The organism is Thermomonas brevis, assembly GCF_014395425.1.
Lineage (GTDB): Bacteria > Pseudomonadota > Gammaproteobacteria > Xanthomonadales > Xanthomonadaceae > Thermomonas > Thermomonas brevis.
Genome location: NZ_CP060711.1, coordinates 1,482,671 through 1,500,011 on the forward strand (window position 1 = coordinate 1,482,671; position 17,341 = coordinate 1,500,011).

21 protein-coding genes, 1 tRNA gene and 1 pseudogene are annotated in these 17,341 nt (G+C 66.4%); 13 read left to right on the forward strand and 10 right to left on the reverse strand.

What is annotated here, in order from left to right; translation table 11 throughout:
* Positions 1-5: 5 nt before the first annotated feature.
* From gspG to H9L17_RS06965, 10 genes are read left to right on the forward strand one after another with little or no spacing between them, the layout of a single operon-like run.
* On the forward strand, positions 6-479 hold the full coding sequence (gene gspG, locus H9L17_RS06920) for a type II secretion system major pseudopilin GspG (RefSeq protein ID WP_187571593.1): 474 nt from the start codon (positions 6-8) through the stop codon (positions 477-479).
* Entirely contained in the window at positions 476-862 is a 387-nt protein-coding gene (locus tag H9L17_RS06925; protein ID WP_187571594.1) for a pilus assembly FimT family protein, read from the forward strand. Before gspG ends, H9L17_RS06925 begins: the two co-directional genes overlap by 4 nt.
* Complete coding sequence (locus tag H9L17_RS06930) at positions 859-1,290, forward strand: PulJ/GspJ family protein (protein ID WP_187571595.1); 432 nt, start codon at positions 859-861, stop codon at positions 1,288-1,290. Before H9L17_RS06925 ends, H9L17_RS06930 begins: the two co-directional genes overlap by 4 nt.
* The gene (locus H9L17_RS06935; protein ID WP_187571596.1) at positions 1,280-1,879 is read left to right on the forward strand and encodes a prepilin-type N-terminal cleavage/methylation domain-containing protein; all 600 of its coding nucleotides are present in this window, start codon (positions 1,280-1,282) and stop codon (positions 1,877-1,879) included. Before H9L17_RS06930 ends, H9L17_RS06935 begins: the two co-directional genes overlap by 11 nt.
* Positions 1,880-1,907: 28 nt before the next feature.
* Entirely contained in the window at positions 1,908-2,951 is a 1,044-nt protein-coding gene (locus H9L17_RS06940; RefSeq protein WP_187571597.1) for a type II secretion system protein GspK, read from the forward strand.
* Positions 2,893-3,981: a hypothetical protein gene (locus tag H9L17_RS06945; RefSeq protein WP_187571598.1), complete on the forward strand. Its 1,089-nt coding sequence runs from the start codon at positions 2,893-2,895 to the stop codon at positions 3,979-3,981. The genes H9L17_RS06940 and H9L17_RS06945 overlap by 59 nt, the downstream gene beginning before the upstream one ends.
* The gene (locus tag H9L17_RS06950; protein WP_187571599.1) at positions 3,978-4,568 is read left to right on the forward strand and encodes a hypothetical protein; all 591 of its coding nucleotides are present in this window, start codon (positions 3,978-3,980) and stop codon (positions 4,566-4,568) included. The genes H9L17_RS06945 and H9L17_RS06950 overlap by 4 nt, the downstream gene beginning before the upstream one ends.
* Positions 4,565-5,053: a hypothetical protein gene (locus H9L17_RS06955; RefSeq protein ID WP_187571600.1), complete on the forward strand. Its 489-nt coding sequence runs from the start codon at positions 4,565-4,567 to the stop codon at positions 5,051-5,053. The genes H9L17_RS06950 and H9L17_RS06955 overlap by 4 nt, the downstream gene beginning before the upstream one ends.
* A complete protein-coding gene (locus H9L17_RS06960) occupies positions 5,050-7,200 on the forward strand; it encodes a secretin N-terminal domain-containing protein (RefSeq protein ID WP_187571601.1) in 2,151 nt (716 codons plus the stop codon). Before H9L17_RS06955 ends, H9L17_RS06960 begins: the two co-directional genes overlap by 4 nt.
* 11 nt (positions 7,201-7,211) lie before the next feature.
* Positions 7,212-7,763: a hypothetical protein gene (locus tag H9L17_RS06965; protein WP_187571602.1), complete on the forward strand. Its 552-nt coding sequence runs from the start codon at positions 7,212-7,214 to the stop codon at positions 7,761-7,763.
* Between the two features lie 84 nt (positions 7,764-7,847).
* On the opposite strand, the pseudogene H9L17_RS06970 reads toward H9L17_RS06965, so the two are convergent.
* The 3 genes and pseudogenes from H9L17_RS06970 to H9L17_RS06980 form a co-directional block, all read right to left on the reverse strand.
* Positions 7,848-8,237: pseudogene (locus tag H9L17_RS06970) on the reverse strand (CBS domain-containing protein); the annotation flags it as partial.
* Between the two features lie 201 nt (positions 8,238-8,438).
* A complete protein-coding gene (locus H9L17_RS06975; protein ID WP_187571604.1) occupies positions 8,439-8,654 on the reverse strand; it encodes an HP1242/YdcH family protein in 216 nt (71 codons plus the stop codon).
* Positions 8,655-9,084: 430 nt separating this feature from the next.
* On the reverse strand, positions 9,085-10,347 hold the full coding sequence (locus H9L17_RS06980; protein WP_187571605.1) for an OmpA family protein: 1,263 nt from the start codon (positions 10,345-10,347) through the stop codon (positions 9,085-9,087).
* Positions 10,348-10,438: 91 nt separating this feature from the next.
* On the opposite strand from H9L17_RS06980, the gene H9L17_RS06985 reads away from it, so the two are divergent.
* Entirely contained in the window at positions 10,439-11,545 is a 1,107-nt protein-coding gene (locus H9L17_RS06985) for a PilT/PilU family type 4a pilus ATPase (protein WP_187571606.1), read from the forward strand.
* 24 nt (positions 11,546-11,569) lie between these two features.
* Here the strand turns inward: H9L17_RS06985 and maiA are convergent, their stop codons facing one another.
* From maiA to rplM, 6 genes are all read right to left on the reverse strand, one after another.
* Positions 11,570-12,235 (reverse strand): maleylacetoacetate isomerase, encoded by a 666-nt coding sequence (gene maiA, locus H9L17_RS06990; protein WP_187571607.1) that lies wholly within the window; start codon positions 12,233-12,235, stop codon positions 11,570-11,572.
* A gap of 73 nt (positions 12,236-12,308) precedes the next feature.
* Entirely contained in the window at positions 12,309-13,298 is a 990-nt protein-coding gene (locus H9L17_RS06995) for a fumarylacetoacetate hydrolase family protein (protein ID WP_187571608.1), read from the reverse strand.
* Between the two features lie 87 nt (positions 13,299-13,385).
* Entirely contained in the window at positions 13,386-14,153 is a 768-nt protein-coding gene (locus tag H9L17_RS07000) for a 2OG-Fe dioxygenase family protein (protein WP_223158091.1), read from the reverse strand.
* Between the two features lie 80 nt (positions 14,154-14,233).
* Positions 14,234-14,308: transfer RNA gene (locus tag H9L17_RS07005), tRNA-Gln, on the reverse strand.
* Positions 14,309-14,406: 98 nt separating this feature from the next.
* Complete coding sequence (gene rpsI, locus H9L17_RS07010) at positions 14,407-14,799, reverse strand: 30S ribosomal protein S9 (RefSeq protein ID WP_187571609.1); 393 nt, start codon at positions 14,797-14,799, stop codon at positions 14,407-14,409.
* 13 nt (positions 14,800-14,812) lie between these two features.
* Positions 14,813-15,241, reverse strand: coding sequence for a 50S ribosomal protein L13 (rplM, locus tag H9L17_RS07015; protein WP_187571610.1), 429 nt, complete (start codon positions 15,239-15,241; stop codon positions 14,813-14,815).
* A gap of 186 nt (positions 15,242-15,427) precedes the next feature.
* On the opposite strand from rplM, the gene coq7 reads away from it, so the two are divergent.
* A complete protein-coding gene (gene coq7 / locus H9L17_RS07020) occupies positions 15,428-16,072 on the forward strand; it encodes a 2-polyprenyl-3-methyl-6-methoxy-1,4-benzoquinone monooxygenase (protein ID WP_187571611.1) in 645 nt (214 codons plus the stop codon).
* A gap of 34 nt (positions 16,073-16,106) precedes the next feature.
* On the opposite strand, the gene H9L17_RS07025 is transcribed toward coq7, so the two are convergent.
* Positions 16,107-16,667, reverse strand: coding sequence for a YaeQ family protein (locus H9L17_RS07025; protein WP_187571612.1), 561 nt, complete (start codon positions 16,665-16,667; stop codon positions 16,107-16,109).
* A 114-nt stretch (positions 16,668-16,781) separates the two neighbouring features.
* On the opposite strand from H9L17_RS07025, the gene H9L17_RS07030 reads away from it, so the two are divergent.
* Positions 16,782-17,315, forward strand: a complete 534-nt coding sequence (locus tag H9L17_RS07030) for a DUF6630 family protein (RefSeq protein WP_187571613.1) — start codon at positions 16,782-16,784, stop codon at positions 17,313-17,315.
* Positions 17,316-17,341 lie beyond the last annotated feature (26 nt).

The window sequence follows — 17,341 nt, forward strand, 5'->3', positions numbered from 1 at the left end:
ACCCCATGAATGCCACCCAGTTCCGCCCAAGCCGCCCGCTTGGCCTTCACCGCGCCTCCGCGCAAGGCTTCACCCTGCTGGAAATGATCGTGGTGTTGGTCATCATCGGCCTCATCATGGGCTTGGTGGGTCCTCGCCTGTTCAACCAAGCCGACAAGGCCAAGGTGCAGACTGCCGAGACGCAGGTCAAGATGTTGAAGGGCGCCCTGGAAACCATGCGGCTGGATACCGGACGCTACCCGACCCAGGAAGAAGGCCTGACTCTCCTCGTCGAGCAGCCTACGGACGCCAAGCTGGCGCAGCGCTGGAAAGGCCCCTATCTGGAAGACGGGCTGCCCGACGATCCTTGGGGGAACCCTTACCAGTATTCGCCAAAGTCGACCGGCACCCATGCTTTCGCGCTCTTCTCTTTCGGCGCGGACGGCAAGAACGGCGGCGACGGATATGATTCGGACGTCGGGATGCTGCCCCAGCAATGAGTCGACGCCAGCCGGGCTATACCCTGCTTGAGCTGGTGGTGGTCATGGCGATCCTGGCGATGGCGACCGCGATCGCGGCGCCCCCCAGCTATCGGATGATTCGCTCCTGGCAAGAAGCAACCCAGGTCGACGATGTCCTGCAACAGATAGCGCACTTGCCAGGCACTGTGCGCGACAGTGGCAATCCGCTCGATCTCAAGACAGACGAGAGCATTGCAATCGTCGCCCTGCCTCCGGGCTGGACGCTGCAACTACAGGCTCCCCTCCACGTACGGGCCAATGGTGCGTGCTCGGATACGAAGGGCGCTTTGAACACGGGAAACCAAATCATCGCCTTCCGGATCCTGGCACCCTTTTGCCGCGTGCAACGGATCGAAACATGATGGCCGCCGCTCCGCGACAACAAGGCTTCTCACTGCTGGAAGCCATCGTCGCGCTCACCATCATGGCGACATGCCTATTGGCCCTCTACGCTTGGCTCTCCACCAGTACGCTCGCATTGGGCCACGTCCGCACCAGCGCCTTGGCATTGGCCGATGCCCGCGCAGCCATGGCCGTTGTCGAAACAATCAACCCGATGGCCGAGCCGAACGGAAAGCGCGATCTGCCGCCGCTGGAAATCCGCTGGAAGGCGCGCCCGCTGACCGATCTCCGGCTTGGAATGAGTCCTGCCGGTGGCGCCACGCAGTTCGATTTCCGGCTGTACGAATTGGACGTGGAAGTCCTGCGCAACGGCCGGTCGATACGCGAGTTCAACCTGCGCAAGACCGGGTGGGTTGCCGCCCGCAGGGTTGCCCCCGATGACTTCTGAATCCCGGCGGACATGGCAACACGGCCTGACCTTGCTCGAAATGATGGTGGTGCTGCTGATCGCGGGCATGGCGATCACCCTCGGCTTCCAATCGCTCGGGCAATGGCAGCGCGCCAATGCGGCCATCTCCGAAATCAGCGGCGCCACCCAGCAGGCCGCTTTGACGGAAGCCTGGCTGGAGGAATCGCTGCGCAGTTTGATACCGGTGCAGGAACAACCCTTCAAGGGAGAACAGGATCGTCTGGAAGGTGTGACGACCCAGCCCGTGCAGTCCCATCAAGGCGGCGCCACCAACATCGAATGGTCGATTCGCAATGAAGGCGGTGTCCAGCATTTGCTTCTGAAGGAAGACGAAGACCGCCGCCTCGACCTCGCGCTGCCCGGCGCAAACCGAGCGAGTTTCGTTTACATGGACGAGGATGGACGTCTGCACACGCAATGGCCGCCGGAACTTGGCCTGCATGCCCATCTTCCCACCGTTGTCGTGCTCGAACAGGAGATGGAAGACGGCAGCCAGCGCGTATGGGCCGCCACTATTTCCGGCGCCCGCAATCCACGTTTCAATCCATTCGAGGTCGACCTTGAGTGAGGCTCGCGCCCGAACCGAACACGGCTTCGTGCTCATCATCGTGCTCGCGGTGCTGGTAGTGCTGACGTTGCTGGCCACCGCAGTGGCCACGTCTGCCGAACGCGCCATCCGGGCTGCACAAGCCGATGCTGACCGGTTCCAGAGTGAATTGGCGATGACCGGGACACGTGAAACCCTGTTGTTCCTGCTCGCCACCCAGAGACAGACGATTGCCGGACTGACGGTCAACGAATCCGATGCCTCTGCCTCGGCCACGCCACCCGGCGAAAACGACGATCCGGACGGCTTCACCGCACTGCCGGTAGGCAACGAGATCCGTCTGGACAGCACCCCTTACCAGGGCTTGGCCCAGACCCGATTCGCCTTGCAGGATGACCGTGGGTTGCTGAGCGTCAACTGGGCGGGCAGCATTCTGCGCTTCGCGCTCTACAAATCACTTGACGTCCCTGACGGCGACTGGAACGGCCTCGATGCCAAGCGCCTGGACTATCAGGATCCGGACGACCTGCACCGGCTGAACGGGGCCGAGAAAGCGCAATACCAGCGAGAAGGCCTGCCCCCTCCTACCAATCGCACCCTGACAACACCGCTCGAGCTTCGCCGCATCCCCGGCTGGAACAAGATACTGGCGGACATGGACGATGCCCGGCTGTTGTCAACGCTGACCTTGGCCCAGACCGTGGACCTGAACATCAACACGGCCCCGGCTCCCCTTCTGGAACTGCTACCCGGACTGTCTCCTCAGAATGCGGCCAGGATGACGGAACTGCGCCGGGCGGCACCTTTCCTGTCCATCCGACAGGCGCAGGAGACGTTCGGCATCACTCCCGTCTTCGAAGAAGTTCTGTCCCTCTTTGCAATTCCGTCGGGCAACCTTATCCTATGGGATGAACGCTCAGGTGCGCGTCGGCTCCTGCACTGGACGCTTACGCCTCTCGAGACCGACGGACCTCCTTGGCGTATTGACTACGAGGTCACCCTCCCACGTGGCAACGAATCCGATCAGGCCGTGGTTGGCACGCCTCAAACGCCGCTTTTCGCCCAACCGGATCAGGCTGGGGAGCGCCAATAACCTTCCTTTGGAAGTTGGCGCAAGCGATACCACTCTCTTCCTCGTCGGGCGGGAGCTTTGCCTGTTCACAATCCTGGATGCCCGTCAGGTTCCAGTGAAACAGCGCAAGGCTTTCGCGGCCTTGGCCGTACGCCGCGTCGCACCATTTCCCGATCCCGATTTCGATGCCGCCTGGTCTGCCGATGGATCGGCGGCTATTTGGTACTGGTCCCGCGCCCGCGTCGCCGCTCTTGCGGCGGGAGAACCCGGAAAGCGCAAGCGTTTCGCGGCAGAAGCGCTGCATATGGGTCGCCCCATCGAAGAGGGCGTGGAGCTGTTCCAGTTGGCTGAGGGCGTCGAGGCGCGTGCCTGGAAGGCCGGCCAGCTTCATGCCAGCCGGTGGTGGCCACAACTGCCTGCACCCGCACAATGGGCGGATTTCCTGCGCGGCACAGGGCACGCTCTCCCGCGCGAGAACGTCGTCCCCGAACCGGTAGCCGTTGAGCTCGCCGCATCGCCCTGGACCAAGCAACCCATAAGTACCGACGCACTCCAGCTATCCGGACTCGATCAATATCTACCGAAAGCGATCTTCGCGGCTGCAGTGGTTCTGCTGCTGGCGGCAGGTGCCGAACTCGGCAGCGGTGCGCGAGCGCAGATCGACATTTGGCGCGCCCAGTCCGCTGTCAACCGGCTGGATGCCCCCCTTAAGCGCATCCTTGCCGCACGCGATGCCGCGGACGAGGCCAGCGCCGAAATCACCAGCCTGCTGTCTTTACATGGCCCACGCCCCACCACATCGCTGATGGCGGAGCTGATCCGATTGATGCCGGGCGGCAATTGGCAGATCAAACGGTGGAGCCAGCCTACGCCCGACACCTTGGAGGTGAGCTTGGTCGCCCCGGGCAGCAATCCGGAACAGCTGGTTTCCGAATGGGAAGCCTCGCCAATGTTCAAGAATGTCACCACGGAGCTGGGCCGCGACAATGAACTTGTCGTCAAGGCCACGGTCACACCTCCCACTCGCCTGAGCGGAGAGCCCGCACCGTGAAGGCGTTCGACACACAGATCCAGAGTTTGAAACGGCAGGTCGATGCTGCTCCTTGGCTGAAATGGGCCGGACTTGCCATCGCCGTACTGGTTGCCTGCTTCGCGCTCCAAGGCCTGGATGCGTGGCGCGTAGCGCGCCAGAAAGCCGGCATCGAAGCTGAACAAACCCTGCGCCGGACGCTAGCGCTCAAGGGCCAGGATGCTTGGCTGGCGCGCGAGAAAAGCGCGCTGCAACTTCGCGACGCGCTGAAAGCGCAGCTGCCCGAGGTTGCTACACCGGGCCTAGCGCAGGCGGCCCTACAGAACTGGCTGCGTGGCATCACGTCTGGATTCGATGCGCAACAAGCAGCAACTATACGCATCAACCGCTCCGCGCCGGTGGAAAACATGCCGGGCGTCCTACGAGTGAACATCGCCCTCAATGGCACCTTCAACCCCCGGCAGGCACTAGCAATGCTGCGCCAGATCGAAAGTGCTCCGAATCTGGTTGTGCTGGAAACGATCAATCTGCAAAGCGATACCAGCAATACCCTGCACCTCACGCTCAATGCGTATTACCGGATCTCCGGCGGAGATGCCGCACCATGATCGCCCGCCGTAGCTGGCTGTACTTGGCGACAGCACTGATCGCCGGCATCGCGGCAGGTGCGGCCTGGCCTCCCCCGCCATTGCCCAAAGCCCAACACGACAGCGTCACATGGAGCCTGCCTGCCGCCACGGACATTCAGCGCCATGTCCCACAGGACATGGCCGCTGTTGTCGCCCAGGTTCGCTGGAAGGGGGACGCAGGCGGATCGCTGGGTGAGCGCAGCGCCTGGCGGCTGGCGGGCATCGTCAGCAAGGACGGCCCCGCGATTCTGGTCACGACGCCAGACAAGCCCGAAGAACCACAGCGCATCGTAATCGGTGGACGACTGCCGGACGGCAGCCTCCTGCAATCCGCAAGGGGCGATCATGCCACCACTCAGCTCGACGCTTGCATCAAGACCTATCAGTTGTTCCAAGCCGAGGCCGTCGATTCGTCCGGCAAGTGCGAGGAACCGGAAGCACCCGCTCAAGGAAACTCTCAATGATCGTCCATCGCCGCCTTCTCGTCAGCCTCGCCGCATTCGGCACGGCACTGCTGGCCGGCTGCGCTACGCCTCCGCCGTTCCGCGTACCCACGGGGTTGGACGTACCGGCAAAGGAGCAGATTGCCGCGGAACAAGAGCTGGATTCCTCGGGGGATCTGCATCGAACGCTGACGCAGGTGGAGACGCCGCGCATCGAAGACTTGGGCCCCTCCGCCGCAGGCACCCAAATCCATGACGCGCTGCCGCCGATGGGCACCACGCCGGTTAGCGTCAACGTGCAGAACGTGCCGGTTCCCGTTTTCGCCAACGAGGTCTTCGGGAACCTGCTCGGCCTGAACATGACGATGACTCCAGAGGTTTCCAAGCTCCAGGATCTTGTAACCCTTCGCACCGAAGCCCGCCAGAAACCCCAGGATCTGTTCTTGCTGACCCGACAGCTCCTCGCCGAATACGGCGTCGCAGTGACGGTGGAGGGCAAGCTGGTGCGGTTGGCGACGGGAGCGACATCCAACTCGGCGTCGCCACCCCTGATCTTCAGTGGAAATGCCCTTCCCCAGGTACCTGCATCCCACCGCCCCGTCTTCCAGCTAATTGAACTGGATGTCGTGCGCAGCGGCGATGCGGCGCGCTGGCTCAGCACGATCTTCGGGCAGGACATCAAGGTGCTGGACGAATCCGGCCGCAACTCGATCGTCGTCAGCGGCAAGCCCGAACAGGTTCGCCAAGCCGTCGAGGCATTGCGGGTCTTCGACCGCCCCTTGATGCGGGGCAGGCTCAGCATGCGCCTGGAACCGGCATTCCTCAGCGCCGAACAGTTGTCGGATCGCTTGGTGGACGTACTGAATGTGCAAGGCTATGGCGCAAATCGAAGCGTGGGCTCGCCCTCGAGCATCATCGCCCTGCCCATTGCAGCAACCAATTCCGTACTGATCTTCGCCAGCACCCAGAAAGCGCTCGACTATGCGGTGTCCTGGGCACGCGAGCTGGACAAGCCCAGCAAACAAGCCGGCGCCCAGTCTCTGTTCTATTACCAGGTGAAGAACACCAAAGCCTCCGACATCGCGAATGTCTTGTCCGGTGGCCGAGTAAACTCCCCTGCCAGCGCAGACACATCTGCAGCCGGCGCTGCACCCGCGCCAACCAACCCGAACACGACGCCGCAATCATCTTCAGGCATGAAGGGCTTCTTGCAGGTGGATGAACCGCGCAATGCCTTGATCTATCAAGGCGAGCCCGCGCAATGGGAGCGGATGCTGACCCTGATCCGGCAGATGGACAAAGCCCCGCGCCAAGTGATGATCGAAGTGACCATCGCCGAAATCACACTCAGCAACACCACTGACGTCGGCCTCAACTGGTTTGCCTTACACGGCTTCGGTCGCTTCAACGGCAAGCTTTGGTCCGGCTCCGGCGCCGGCGGCACGGAGCCGGTTGCGGTCGGCTCTGGCCTGACTTGGCTGCTGAGCGATGCCGCAGGACAAAACCGCGCCGTACTCAAAGCGATGGCCCAGGACAGCCGCGTCAATATCCTGTCCACTCCGCGCCTGATGGTCAAAAGCGGCAGCGAAGCCTCCATGGACGTGGGCGACGAGATCCCGACCGTCTCCATGACCACGACTTCGGGCCAGCAGACCGGTGGCTCGTCCAATCTGCTCCAGTCGATCCAGTACCGAAAGACCGGCGTTCTCCTGAAGATCAAGCCTACCGTCTACTCGGACAACAGAGTGGACATCGACCTTTCCCAGGAAGTGAGCAAGGCAAGCGACGACGCCCCCTCACAATCCACCGCCGCGTCCGCCGCTTCGCCCACCATCAGGAATCGCGTACTCAACACGTCGCTCACCCTCAAGGATGGCGAGACGATCATCATGGGTGGCCTGATGAGCAGCGACAATAGCGACGGCAATACCGGTGTGCCCTTGGTCAAGGACATCCCCCTGCTTGGCAATCTGTTCAAGAGCAGGAAGAAGGTGACCGAAAAGAAGGAGCTTGTGCTAGTCATTGTTCCCTACATCGTCGAGAACGATGAGCATGCGGCAGCGGTCAGCCAGGCAATCATGGATCGAGCCGAATTCCTCGAACTCGAACAGTTCCCGAAACGCGCACCGGCGAATCCGGAAACGCAAACACCCCCCCCCCGTCGCTGATCCGAAAACCCATGAACAAGAACCTCCTTGCTGCATCCTTGCTCGCCATCCTGACTCTCGCTGGCTGCGCACGCCGGGAAGAGCCGGAACCCCAAACGCCCCCGCAGGCTGCCGCTCCCGTCTCCGAGGCGGAGGTGGAAAAACTGGTGCCGAAGGCCACCATCGCACCAGTGAACGTACAGATCATGCTGTCACCCAAGGCGCAAACGCTGCTCGCATCAAAGTCGGAAAAAGTGATGGTCCTCGCGACCTATGCAGGCGACCCTCGCGCCACGGAACAGGCTCAGAAGATGGCCGACCCGCAGTCCGGCATGATCAAGCTGGGCGAAAACAAGCAGACCCTGGACGGCGCCGGCTCGGTGGTATTTCAGGACGATGTGATCGACAAAACCCGCCTGGATTCCATCGTCGGCGAAGTGCAGCTGACCATCAATGTCACCTCAGCCAAGGCCGCAGCGTCGGAAAATCTCTTGGCCTGTCCGTTCTATTGGAAGACCTTGGCGGAAGCGAGCAAGGAGCACATCCAGATCGCCTGTACGACCTTTGCCGAAGTCAAGGAATGATGTCCCTTGTCGGCATGAATTGCTGATCTGAAAATGAAGGGGCGCAAGCCCCTTCGTTTTTTGGGCGACCCCCTCTCAGATGGGTTAACCCATTCTCCGTCGCAAGTAATTCAGCAAGTCAATCCGGGTAATCAGGCCGAGGAAGCTTTGGCCATCCATCACGATCGCCACATGCCCTCGGTCGAACACCGGCAGCAGCGCTTCGATCGGGGCATGCACGTCCACCTTGTCGAGGCGGGCGACCATCGCGGCGGAGACGGGGTCGGCGAAGCGGGCTTCGTCGCCGTAGACGTGCAGCAGCACGTCGGATTCGTCGAGCATGCCGACGATGCGCTCGCCGTCCATGACCGGCAGCTGGCTGATGTCGTGTTCGCGCATGCGCTGCCAGGCGGTGTTCAGCGACTCGGCCGGCGCCACGATGACGGTATCGCGGTCGGCGAACGGGCGTGGGATCAGGTCGCGCAGGTCGCCGTGGGAGGAAGCGGCATCGGCTTGCATGGAGGGCGTCTCGGAGGGGCGTTGTTCATCGGCTGCGTCCATTGCCGCCGACGCGCAAGTTTACCATTCGCCCCCGCCCGCCCCCGCCGGCGGCGCCAGCCGGAATGCCTTCTGAACGAAAACGACGCGGGCGGTGCAGCAAGTCGCCACCGCCGCCCGCGCGACCGGGCCTGCGCCTCAGTTGGCGCGTTCGTACATCTGCAGCAGGCGCTGCTTGGCGGCGAGTTTCTCGCGCTTCATCTGGCCCAGGGTGGTGTCGTCGATCGGCAGCACGCCGAGCTCGGCATCCAGTACCTGCTTGTCGAGTTCCTTGTGGCGGAAGTACAGCTGCCTGAACTCGCTGTTCGCCTTCATCATCGCGTCGAGTTCAGCCTGGGGTTGCCCTTCGAACATGGAGACCTCCTGATCGGCAAGGCGCCGGCCTCGCCTGCGGTGCGGCCGGCACGGGGGATGGCAGCGGAGCTGCCGGGATGACGCGGCCGGGCCTCGGCCCGGTTGCGCAAAGGGGAAGCGCCGCGCGGGCGGCGGAAACGAAAACGCCCCGGCACGGTCGGGCACGGGGCGTTTCGGGGTTGCAGGATCGACCGGTCAGGATTGCGGCATTCGCCACCCGGCCGCCCCCGCCGCGTTTGCGGCTTGCGGCGGCGATCTCCGGGTTGTCGAACGGATCAATCATCGGCCGGTCTCCGGCCGGAGGATTGCGGGAAATCGCAATCTCCGGGTATCCGACCCTACGCCTGCCAAAACGGCTTGGCAAGTGCGCCCGATGAACGGCGGGATGCGCCGGCGAAGCCGCCAAAACCGCACCCAAACGGATGATTTTTCAGGGTTTTCCGGCGACGACGATCTCGACCCGGCGGTTCTTCGCGCGACCTGCCGCGGAGCCGTTGTCCGCCACCGGCTCCGCCGCGCCGCGGCCCTGCGCGGTCACCCGCGCGCGGGGCAGACCGGCCGCGACCAGGCCGGCGCGCACCTGCTGCGCGCGCTTTTCGGACAGCGTCTGGTTGGTGGCGGCATCGCCTTGGCTGTCGCTGTGGCCGACCACCTGCACCGCGCCGCCCGGCAGCGCGGCCAGGTAGATGCCCAGCGCCTTGATGCTGGCCGAGGCGGCTTTCGTGAGCTGGGCCTGCCCGGAGGCGAAGGCGTCGCCGGCCAGGGTGAACACCTCGCCGTTCGCGTCGCGCCGCACCGGCGGCAGCTTCGCACCTGCGACCAGTTCCGCCTCCTTGCGCGCCAGCGCCGCTTCCTTCTCGCGCGCGGCGTCCACCTTGCCCTGCTGCTCGGCCTGCGCGCCGTCTAGCACCAGCTCGACCTGTTCCGCCTGCGCACGCAGGCGTGCGGCTTCCTCGGCCTGGATCTGGGTCTGGATGCGCAGTTGCTCGGCTTCGGCGCGGGCGCGCTCTGCTTCGCGGCGGCTGGCTTCGACCAGCAGTTCGCTGCGCTCGCGCTCCAGCCTGTCGATCTCGCGGCGCGCGGCCTCGATCCGCGCCGCCTGTTCGGCGATGCCGACCCGTCGCTCGGCGCGCGCCAGCGCCGCCGGCAGGTTGCGGCGCGGCGTGCCCGGCAGCGCCGCCAGCGCCTGCCGCGCCTGCAGGCGTTCGTACTGCGCGAACTGGCCCAGGCGGGCATCGGCGTCCAGCTGCTGCAGGCGCTGTTCGACCGGGCCGGCCGGGGCCGGGATGTCGAGCGGGTCGTCCGCGACAGGCATGTCGTCGATCCGCAGGCGCGCGCGCAGCTCGGCGATCTCCGCCTGCTTCTGCAGGTATTCGGCGCGGGTGCGTGCGGCGCCGCTGCGCACCCGCGCCAGGTCGGCATCGGCGGCGGCGGCCAGCGCGGCGTCGCGGGCGTCGTCGTCGCGGCCGCGCGCCATCGCCGCCTGCGCGCGCTGCAGCGCGTCGCGGGCGCTAGCCAGCGCGTCCGGCGCGTACTGGTCGGCATCGGCGGACTCGGCGCGCGTCACCGCCTGCCGCGCCGCGTCCAGCTCGGCGGTGGGCGGCGGCAGGCTGGCGCAACCGGCGGCGAACAGCGCGCCGCAGAGGACCGGGGCATACAGGGCGGTGCGGAAGTGTGCGAAGCTTTGGCGCATGGGAGGTCGCGGCTCGTCGGTACGTCGCGGCCATTGTGGGAAGCCGCCGCCGACGATGCAAACGCCGGCGCGCGCAGCAAGGGGAACCAGGATGGATATCGGCCATTTCTTCAAGCTGATGGCGGAAAAGGACGCGTCGGACATGTTCCTGTCCACCGGCGCGCCGGTGAACGTGAAGATCGAGGGCATGCTGCAGCCGATGAGCGATGCGCCGCTGACCGCCGGCGAGTGCAAGGACATCGCCTACGGGCTGATGGACGCGGCGCAGATCGCCGAGTTCGAGCGCGAGAAGGAGCTGAACATGGCGATCTCGGTGCCGGGCTGCGGCCGGTTCCGCGTCAACGTGTTCCAGCAGCGCGGCGAAGTGGGGATGGTGATCCGCACCATCCGCAGCATCATCCCCAGCATCGAGGAGCTGCAGCTGCCGCTGGTGCTGAAGGACATCATCATGGCGCCGCGCGGACTGGTGCTGATCGTCGGTTCCACCGGCTCCGGCAAGTCGACCACGCTGGCGTCGATGATCGACCACCGCAACACCACCACCACCGGCCACATCCTCACCATCGAGGATCCGATCGAATACCTGCACCGGCACAAGCTGTCGGTGGTCAACCAGCGCGAGGTCGGGCTGGACACGCACAGCTTCCACGCCGCGCTGAAGAACGCGATGCGCGAGGCGCCGGACGTGATCCTGATCGGCGAGATCCGCGATGCCGAGACGATGGAGGCGGCGATCGCCTTCGCCGAGACCGGCCACATCTGCCTGGCCACGCTGCATTCCAACAACGCCGACCAGACCATCGAGCGCATCCTCAATTTCTTCCCCGAGGGTGCGCACAAGAACGTGCTGATGAATCTCGCCCTGAACCTGAAGGCGGTGGTCAGCCAGCGCCTGGTGCTGGGCGTGGACGGCCGCCGCATGCCGGCGACCGAAGTGCTGATCAACACGCCGCTGATCCGCGACCTGCTGCGCCGCGGCCAGGTGCACGAGATCAAGGCGGCGATGGAGGAATCGCTGCAGGACGGCATGCAGAGCTTCGACCAGTGCCTGTTCCGCCTGCACAAGGAAGGCCGGATCGAGCTGGAGGAGGCGCTGAAGGCGGCCGATTCGCGCGACGGCCTGGCGCTCAAGTTCCGCCTGTCGGAAGGCGCCAGCAGCGAGCACGACCCCTACGCGGACGTGTTCGCGACGCAGTAACGGCACGCGCCGGGCGCGCCGCGCTCAGTTCGCGGCGGGCGCGTCCGGCTGGTTTTCCGGGCGCGCGGCGTCGAAGGCCGGCAGCGCGAGGCAGGCCGCCTCGATCCGCTGCAACGTGGGATACGCCGCCATGTCCACGCCGAACCGGCGCGCGTTGTAGATCTGCGGGATCAGGCAGCAGTCGGCCAGCGTCGGCGCTTCGCCCTCGCAGAAGTCGCCGGTGGACGGATGCCCGGCCAGCAGCGCCTCGGCGGCGCGGAAGCCGTCCTCGATCCAGTGCTTCACCCACGCATCGCGCTCGGGCGGCGGCACGTTCCACTCGCGCTCGAAGTACTGCAGCACGCGCAGGTTGTTGAGCGGATGCACGTCGCAGGCGACCAGCAGCGCCAGCGCGCGCACCCGCTGGCGCGCGCGCGCGGTGGCCGGCAGCAGCGGCGGCTCGGGCCACACTTCGTCCAGGTATTCGAGGATCGCCAGCGATTGCCCCATCCGCCGCTGGCCGTGGCCGAGCGTGGGGATCAGCTCCTGCGGATTGAGCTGGCGGTAGGCGTCCGTGTGCTGCTGCCCACCGTCCTGCACCAGGTGCACCGGCACGATCTCGTAGGCCAGCCCCTTCAGGTTCAGGCCGATGCGCACGCGGTAGGCCGCGCTGGAGCGCCAATAGGAATACAGCTGCAGCGGTTCGCTCATGAGGGCCACCTTAGCGCGCCGCGCGGGCGGCGCGAAAACCGTTGGCGATGCCGGTTCGACCGCCCGGTCCGGCTCAGAGCGCGGGCTGGCGTTCGATGCGCTGTTCGATGGCGCCGAAGACGCTGCGGCCGTCGCGGTCCAGCACCTCGATGCGCACGGTGTCGCCGAACGACATGAACGGCGTGCTCGGCTTGCCGTCGCGCAGGGTTTCCACGGTGCGCCGCTCGGCGAAACAGGACGCGCCCAGCGCGGTGTCCTCGTTCGCCACGGTGCCGGAACCGACGATGGTGCCGGCCGACAGCGGCCGGGTCTTGGCCGCGTGCGCCACCAGCTGGGCGAAGTCGAACTGCATGTCCACGCCCGCCTCCGGCGCGCCGAACCACTCGCCGTTGATGTGGGTGAGCATCGGCAGGTGCACCTTGCTGCCCTGCCAGGCCTCGCCCAGTTCGTCGGGCGTGACGAACACCGGGCCGAGCGCGCTGCGCGGCTTGGACTGCAGGAAGCCGAAGCCTTTGGCGAGCTCCGGCGGGATCAGATTGCGCAGCGAAACGTCGTTAATGATGCCGACCAGCTGGATGTGGCCGGCGGCCTGCTCCCTTGTTACCGCCATCGGCACGTCGTCGGTGACGATGACGATCTCGGCTTCGAGGTCAATGCCGTAGTCCTCGCTGACCACCTTCACCGGGTCGCGCGGGCCGAGAAAGCCGGCGCTGACCGCCTGGTACATCAGTGGATCGACGTAGAAACTCTCCGGCACCTGCGCGCCACGCGCGCGGCGCACGCGCTCGACGTGCGGCAGGTAGGCGCTGCCGTCGACGAATTCGTAGGCGCGCGGCAGCGGCGCGGCCAGCGCCTGCGCGTCGAGGTCGAACGCGCCCTCGGCAGCGCCGGCGTTCAACGCCTCATACAGCGCGTTCAGGCGCGGCGCGGCGTTCTCCCAGTCCTCCAGCGCCTGCTGCAGAGTCAGGGCGATGCCGGCGGCCCGTACGGCTTTCGCGAGGTCGCGCGATACCACGATCAGGGTGCCGTCGCGCCCGCCTTCCTTGAGAGAACCCAGCTTCATCGTGACCTCGTTGCGTCGATTTTATTTGTTGCAATTGTAACGATCATCGCGGCCTGCATGCACGTCCGTCGCAAACGTCCGCGCCGCTCATGCGTCGCCCTGGAAACCCTGCGCGCGGAACGTCAGCACCAGCGTGTCGCGGTGCCCGCCCTCCGCGGCCAGCGGCTGGATCGGGGTGGATTCGTGGATCACCCGCGCGTCGTCCAGCAGCAGCAGCGACCACGGCTCGGCGAGGGTGAAGCGCTGGCCGTCCGGGCCGTTGGCCTCGAACACGCGCGTCTCGCCGCCCTTGATCGCGTGCCGCGACACCAGCAGCACCGCGACGAAATCCACGCCGTCGCGATGCGCGCCTTCCGGCGTGGGCCGGCCGAGGCCGTCGCTGGTGTCGATACGGAACTGGTGCGCTTCCACGTGCCAGCGCGGCGCCGGCATCCGCGCCGAGCAGACCCGCGCCAGCGCGCGGATCAGCGCGGTCCAGGCGGGCTGCGCAATGGTGGCCGCTTCGATCGGCTCGAACCAGCGTTCCATGCCGCCGTGCAGCGCGTTGTATTCCACCGGCTGCCAGTGCATGCGGTGCGGCACCTGGCGCAGCGCGTCGCCTTCGACCACGAAACAGGCATGCCGGCGCCGACGGTAGCGGCCGCCGTCCTTGAGGTATTCGTCGCTGCACAGGTCGTCCCAGCTGGGAAGCAGCGCGTCGAAGGCGGCGCGCGGCACGCCGGCCAGCGCGGCCACGGCGTCGGGGGCGAGCACGGCGAAGCCGCGATCGCGCAGGGCGGCATCGAGCCCGTCCAGCGGCGTCTGCGGGGCGGCAAAACCGGCGACCATCGGCGTCTCCGCGAATGAGGGCGCCATTGTCGCACCGCATCGGATCGCGCCGCCGCAATCGGCGGCCGGAAAAGACGAAACCCGCCTTGCGGCGGGTTTCGGAGAGATGGCAGCCCCGGATGGATTCGAACCACCGAATGCCTGAGTCAGAGTCAGGTGCCTTACCGCTTGGCGACGGGGCTATGCAGCGAATTGTAGCGTGAAACGCGCCTGCTGGATGAATGCCGACAGGCGCTTCGCCATCGCCTTCCAGCCAAAAAGGCCGGAAGGCGAAGCAGGATCAGCGCTTGGAGAACTGCGTGGCGCGACGCGCCTTGTGCAGGCCGACCTTCTTGCGCTCGACCTCGCGGGCGTCGCGGGTCATGAAGCCGGCCTTGCGCAGCTCGGACTTCAGGGTTTCGTCGTACTCGACCAGCGCGCGGGCGATGCCGAGGCGGATCGCACCGGCCTGGCCGGTGGTGCCGCCGCCGGTGGTGGTGACCACGATGTCGAAGCTTTCGGTGTTCTTGGTCAGCTCCAGCGGCTGGCGCACGATCATGCGCGCGGTCTCACGGCCGAAGAACTCGTCCAGCGGACGGTCGTTGACGGTGATGGTGCCAGTGCCCTTGCGCAGGAACACACGGGCGGTGGAGGACTTGCGGCGGCCGGTGCCGTAATTCTGGGAAATAGCCATGGGATCGTGTGCCTTAGAGTTCGAGCGGCTGCGGCTGCTGGGCGGCGTGCGGATGCTCGGCGCCGGCGTAGACCTTGAGCTTGCGGTACATGGCGCGGCCCAGCGGACCCTTCGGCAGCATGCCCTTGACCGCGATTTCGATGACGCGCTCCGGATGGCGCTCCAGCGCCTGGCCCAGGCTCTCGGTCTTCAGGTTGCCGATGTAGCCGGTGAAGCGGTGGTACATCTTGTCCTGCAGCTTGTTGCCGGTCACCGCGATCTTGTCGGCGTTGATCACGACGAGGTAATCGCCGGTGTCGACGTGCGGGGTGAAAACGGGCTTGTGCTTGCCGCGCAGGCGATAGGCCAGTGCTGCGGCCAGACGGCCCAGGGTCTTGCCCTCGGCGTCGACGACGTACCAGTCGCGCTGGACGGTCTCGTTCTTGGCGATGAAAGTCTTCATTGGGAACTCTTGATCGGGGGTGCCTGGTCGGGCTGGTTCCTGACTGCGGAACGTCGCCTCGCGTTGTGTCTCGTTTCGGGCCGGCCAGACAGCATTCCGGGCGCGAAAGGAGCGGAATCATAACCGCCCCGCCGGGCCGGCGCAAGCCGCCCCCTGTCCACGCCGGCGGCGGCCTAGAATGCCGGCATGGACACCCTTCGCCACCTGAACCCGCTGGACCGCCTGCTGGATTCGGCCCAGAACGCCCTGTCCACCGTGCTGGGCGCGCCGCGCGCCGAACGCCCCAATCCCGGTTTGGGCGAGCCCGACGTCGTGCTGGACGAATCCGAGCGCCGTCACGCCGCGGGGCTGATGCGCATCAACCACGTCGGCGAGGTCTGCGCGCAGGCGCTGTACATCGGCCAGGCCGCGGTGGCGCGCGAGCCGGCCACCCGCGCGCACCTGCTGGAGGCGGCGCAGGAGGAAACCGACCACCTCGCCTGGTGCGCCGACCGCCTGCGCGAGCTGGACAGCCGGCCCAGCCTGTTCAACCCGCTGTGGTACGCCGGCAGCTGGGCCATCGGCGCGGCGGCCGGGCTGCGCGGCGACGGCTGGAACCTGGGCTTCGTAGTCGAAACCGAGCGCCAGGTCGAAGCGCACCTGGAAGAACACCTGCAGACGCTGCCGCCGGCCGACGCGCGCAGCCGCGCGATCCTGTCGGTGATGAAGGACGACGAGGCCCGCCACGCCGACAATGCGCTGGCCGCCGGCGCACGCGTGCTGCCGTGGCCGATCCCGACGGTGATGGCGGCGATGTCGACGGTGATGAAGACGGTGGCCTACCGGATTTGAGCGCGCGGTCGCGGCGACGCGCGCCAGCGCCCGTTCACTCGGGCAACGCGGTCCCGGCGACCATCCGCAGGCGCGGCCGCAGCGAGACGCTGCGCGCATCGTCCATCAGCTGCAGTTCGCCGTCCTGGATCATCGCGGTGACCCGCATGCCGCGCTCCAGCAGTCCGATCGCCTGCGCGATGGCCGCATCGTCCAGTTCCATGACGGTGAGGTTGCGCAGCCGCGCCAATGCAGGCGCATTGCGCTTCCACCATACCTCCGCCGCCTGCCCTCCATAGCCGACCACCACCACGCCCGCGGCCCGGCCGCTGGCCTTGCGGAGCCGGCTCTCGTCCGGCTGGCCCAGTTCGATCCATTGCTGGATGTCGCCGGTGTAGTCGCGCCGCCACAGCGCGGGTTCGTCCTCGTCGCTGAGCCCGCGACCGAACTCCAGGCGCTCGTCCGCGTGCAGCGCGAAGGCCAGCAGCCGCACCAGCAGGCGGGTTTCGGTCTCCGACGGATGCCGGGCCAGCGTGAGCGCATGGCTGGCGTAGTAGTGGCGGTCCAGGTCGGTGACCTGCAACTCGATCTTGTAGATGGTGGCGTTGGCGGCCATGGCGCGTCCTGGGCCACGCGGCCGGATCGGGAGGGCGCCATTCTACGGACACGCAAGCGCGGGACGACGCTGCGGCCGTATCCTGCGCACCTGCGCGCAGACGGGAACCTTCCGATGTCCGGCCACGAGTACGACCCCGACGACAACTTCAGCCACGCGTTCCCCCGCCACATCGAGGCAGACGACGAGGACGCGCTGGATGTGGTGGCGTGGCAATTCCTGCTGCTGGTGAACCCGGACGACGAGGACGCGGCGCTGCAACAGTTCGCCGCGTTCCGGGCCGCGCTGGAGGAGGCCGGCGGGGAGGCCGACCCGGCCCTGCTGCTGCGCGACGCCATCGACTGGAGGGCCGGCTTCCACGTCGGCGAAGAGGACGCGGAGGGCCTGATGGAGGCGCTGGACGAACTGGCGTCGCGCTGGCGCCAGCGCATCGACTGGGGCATGGACGACGACGCGCGGGAGGCGCCGGACACCGGCGCGCTGCTGCAAGCGGCGTTCGTCCAACTGCGCGAACGCCATTACAGCCTGTGGACGGTGGAAACCGGCGAGGCCACCCTGGCCGGCTGGATCACCCACGAACGCGACGAAGAGGCGATGCAGCTGGTCGCCGGCGCGCTGGGTATGTCCGCGCGTCCCGGCGCCGGCTGACCGGGCCCGGACGCGAAAACGCCGGC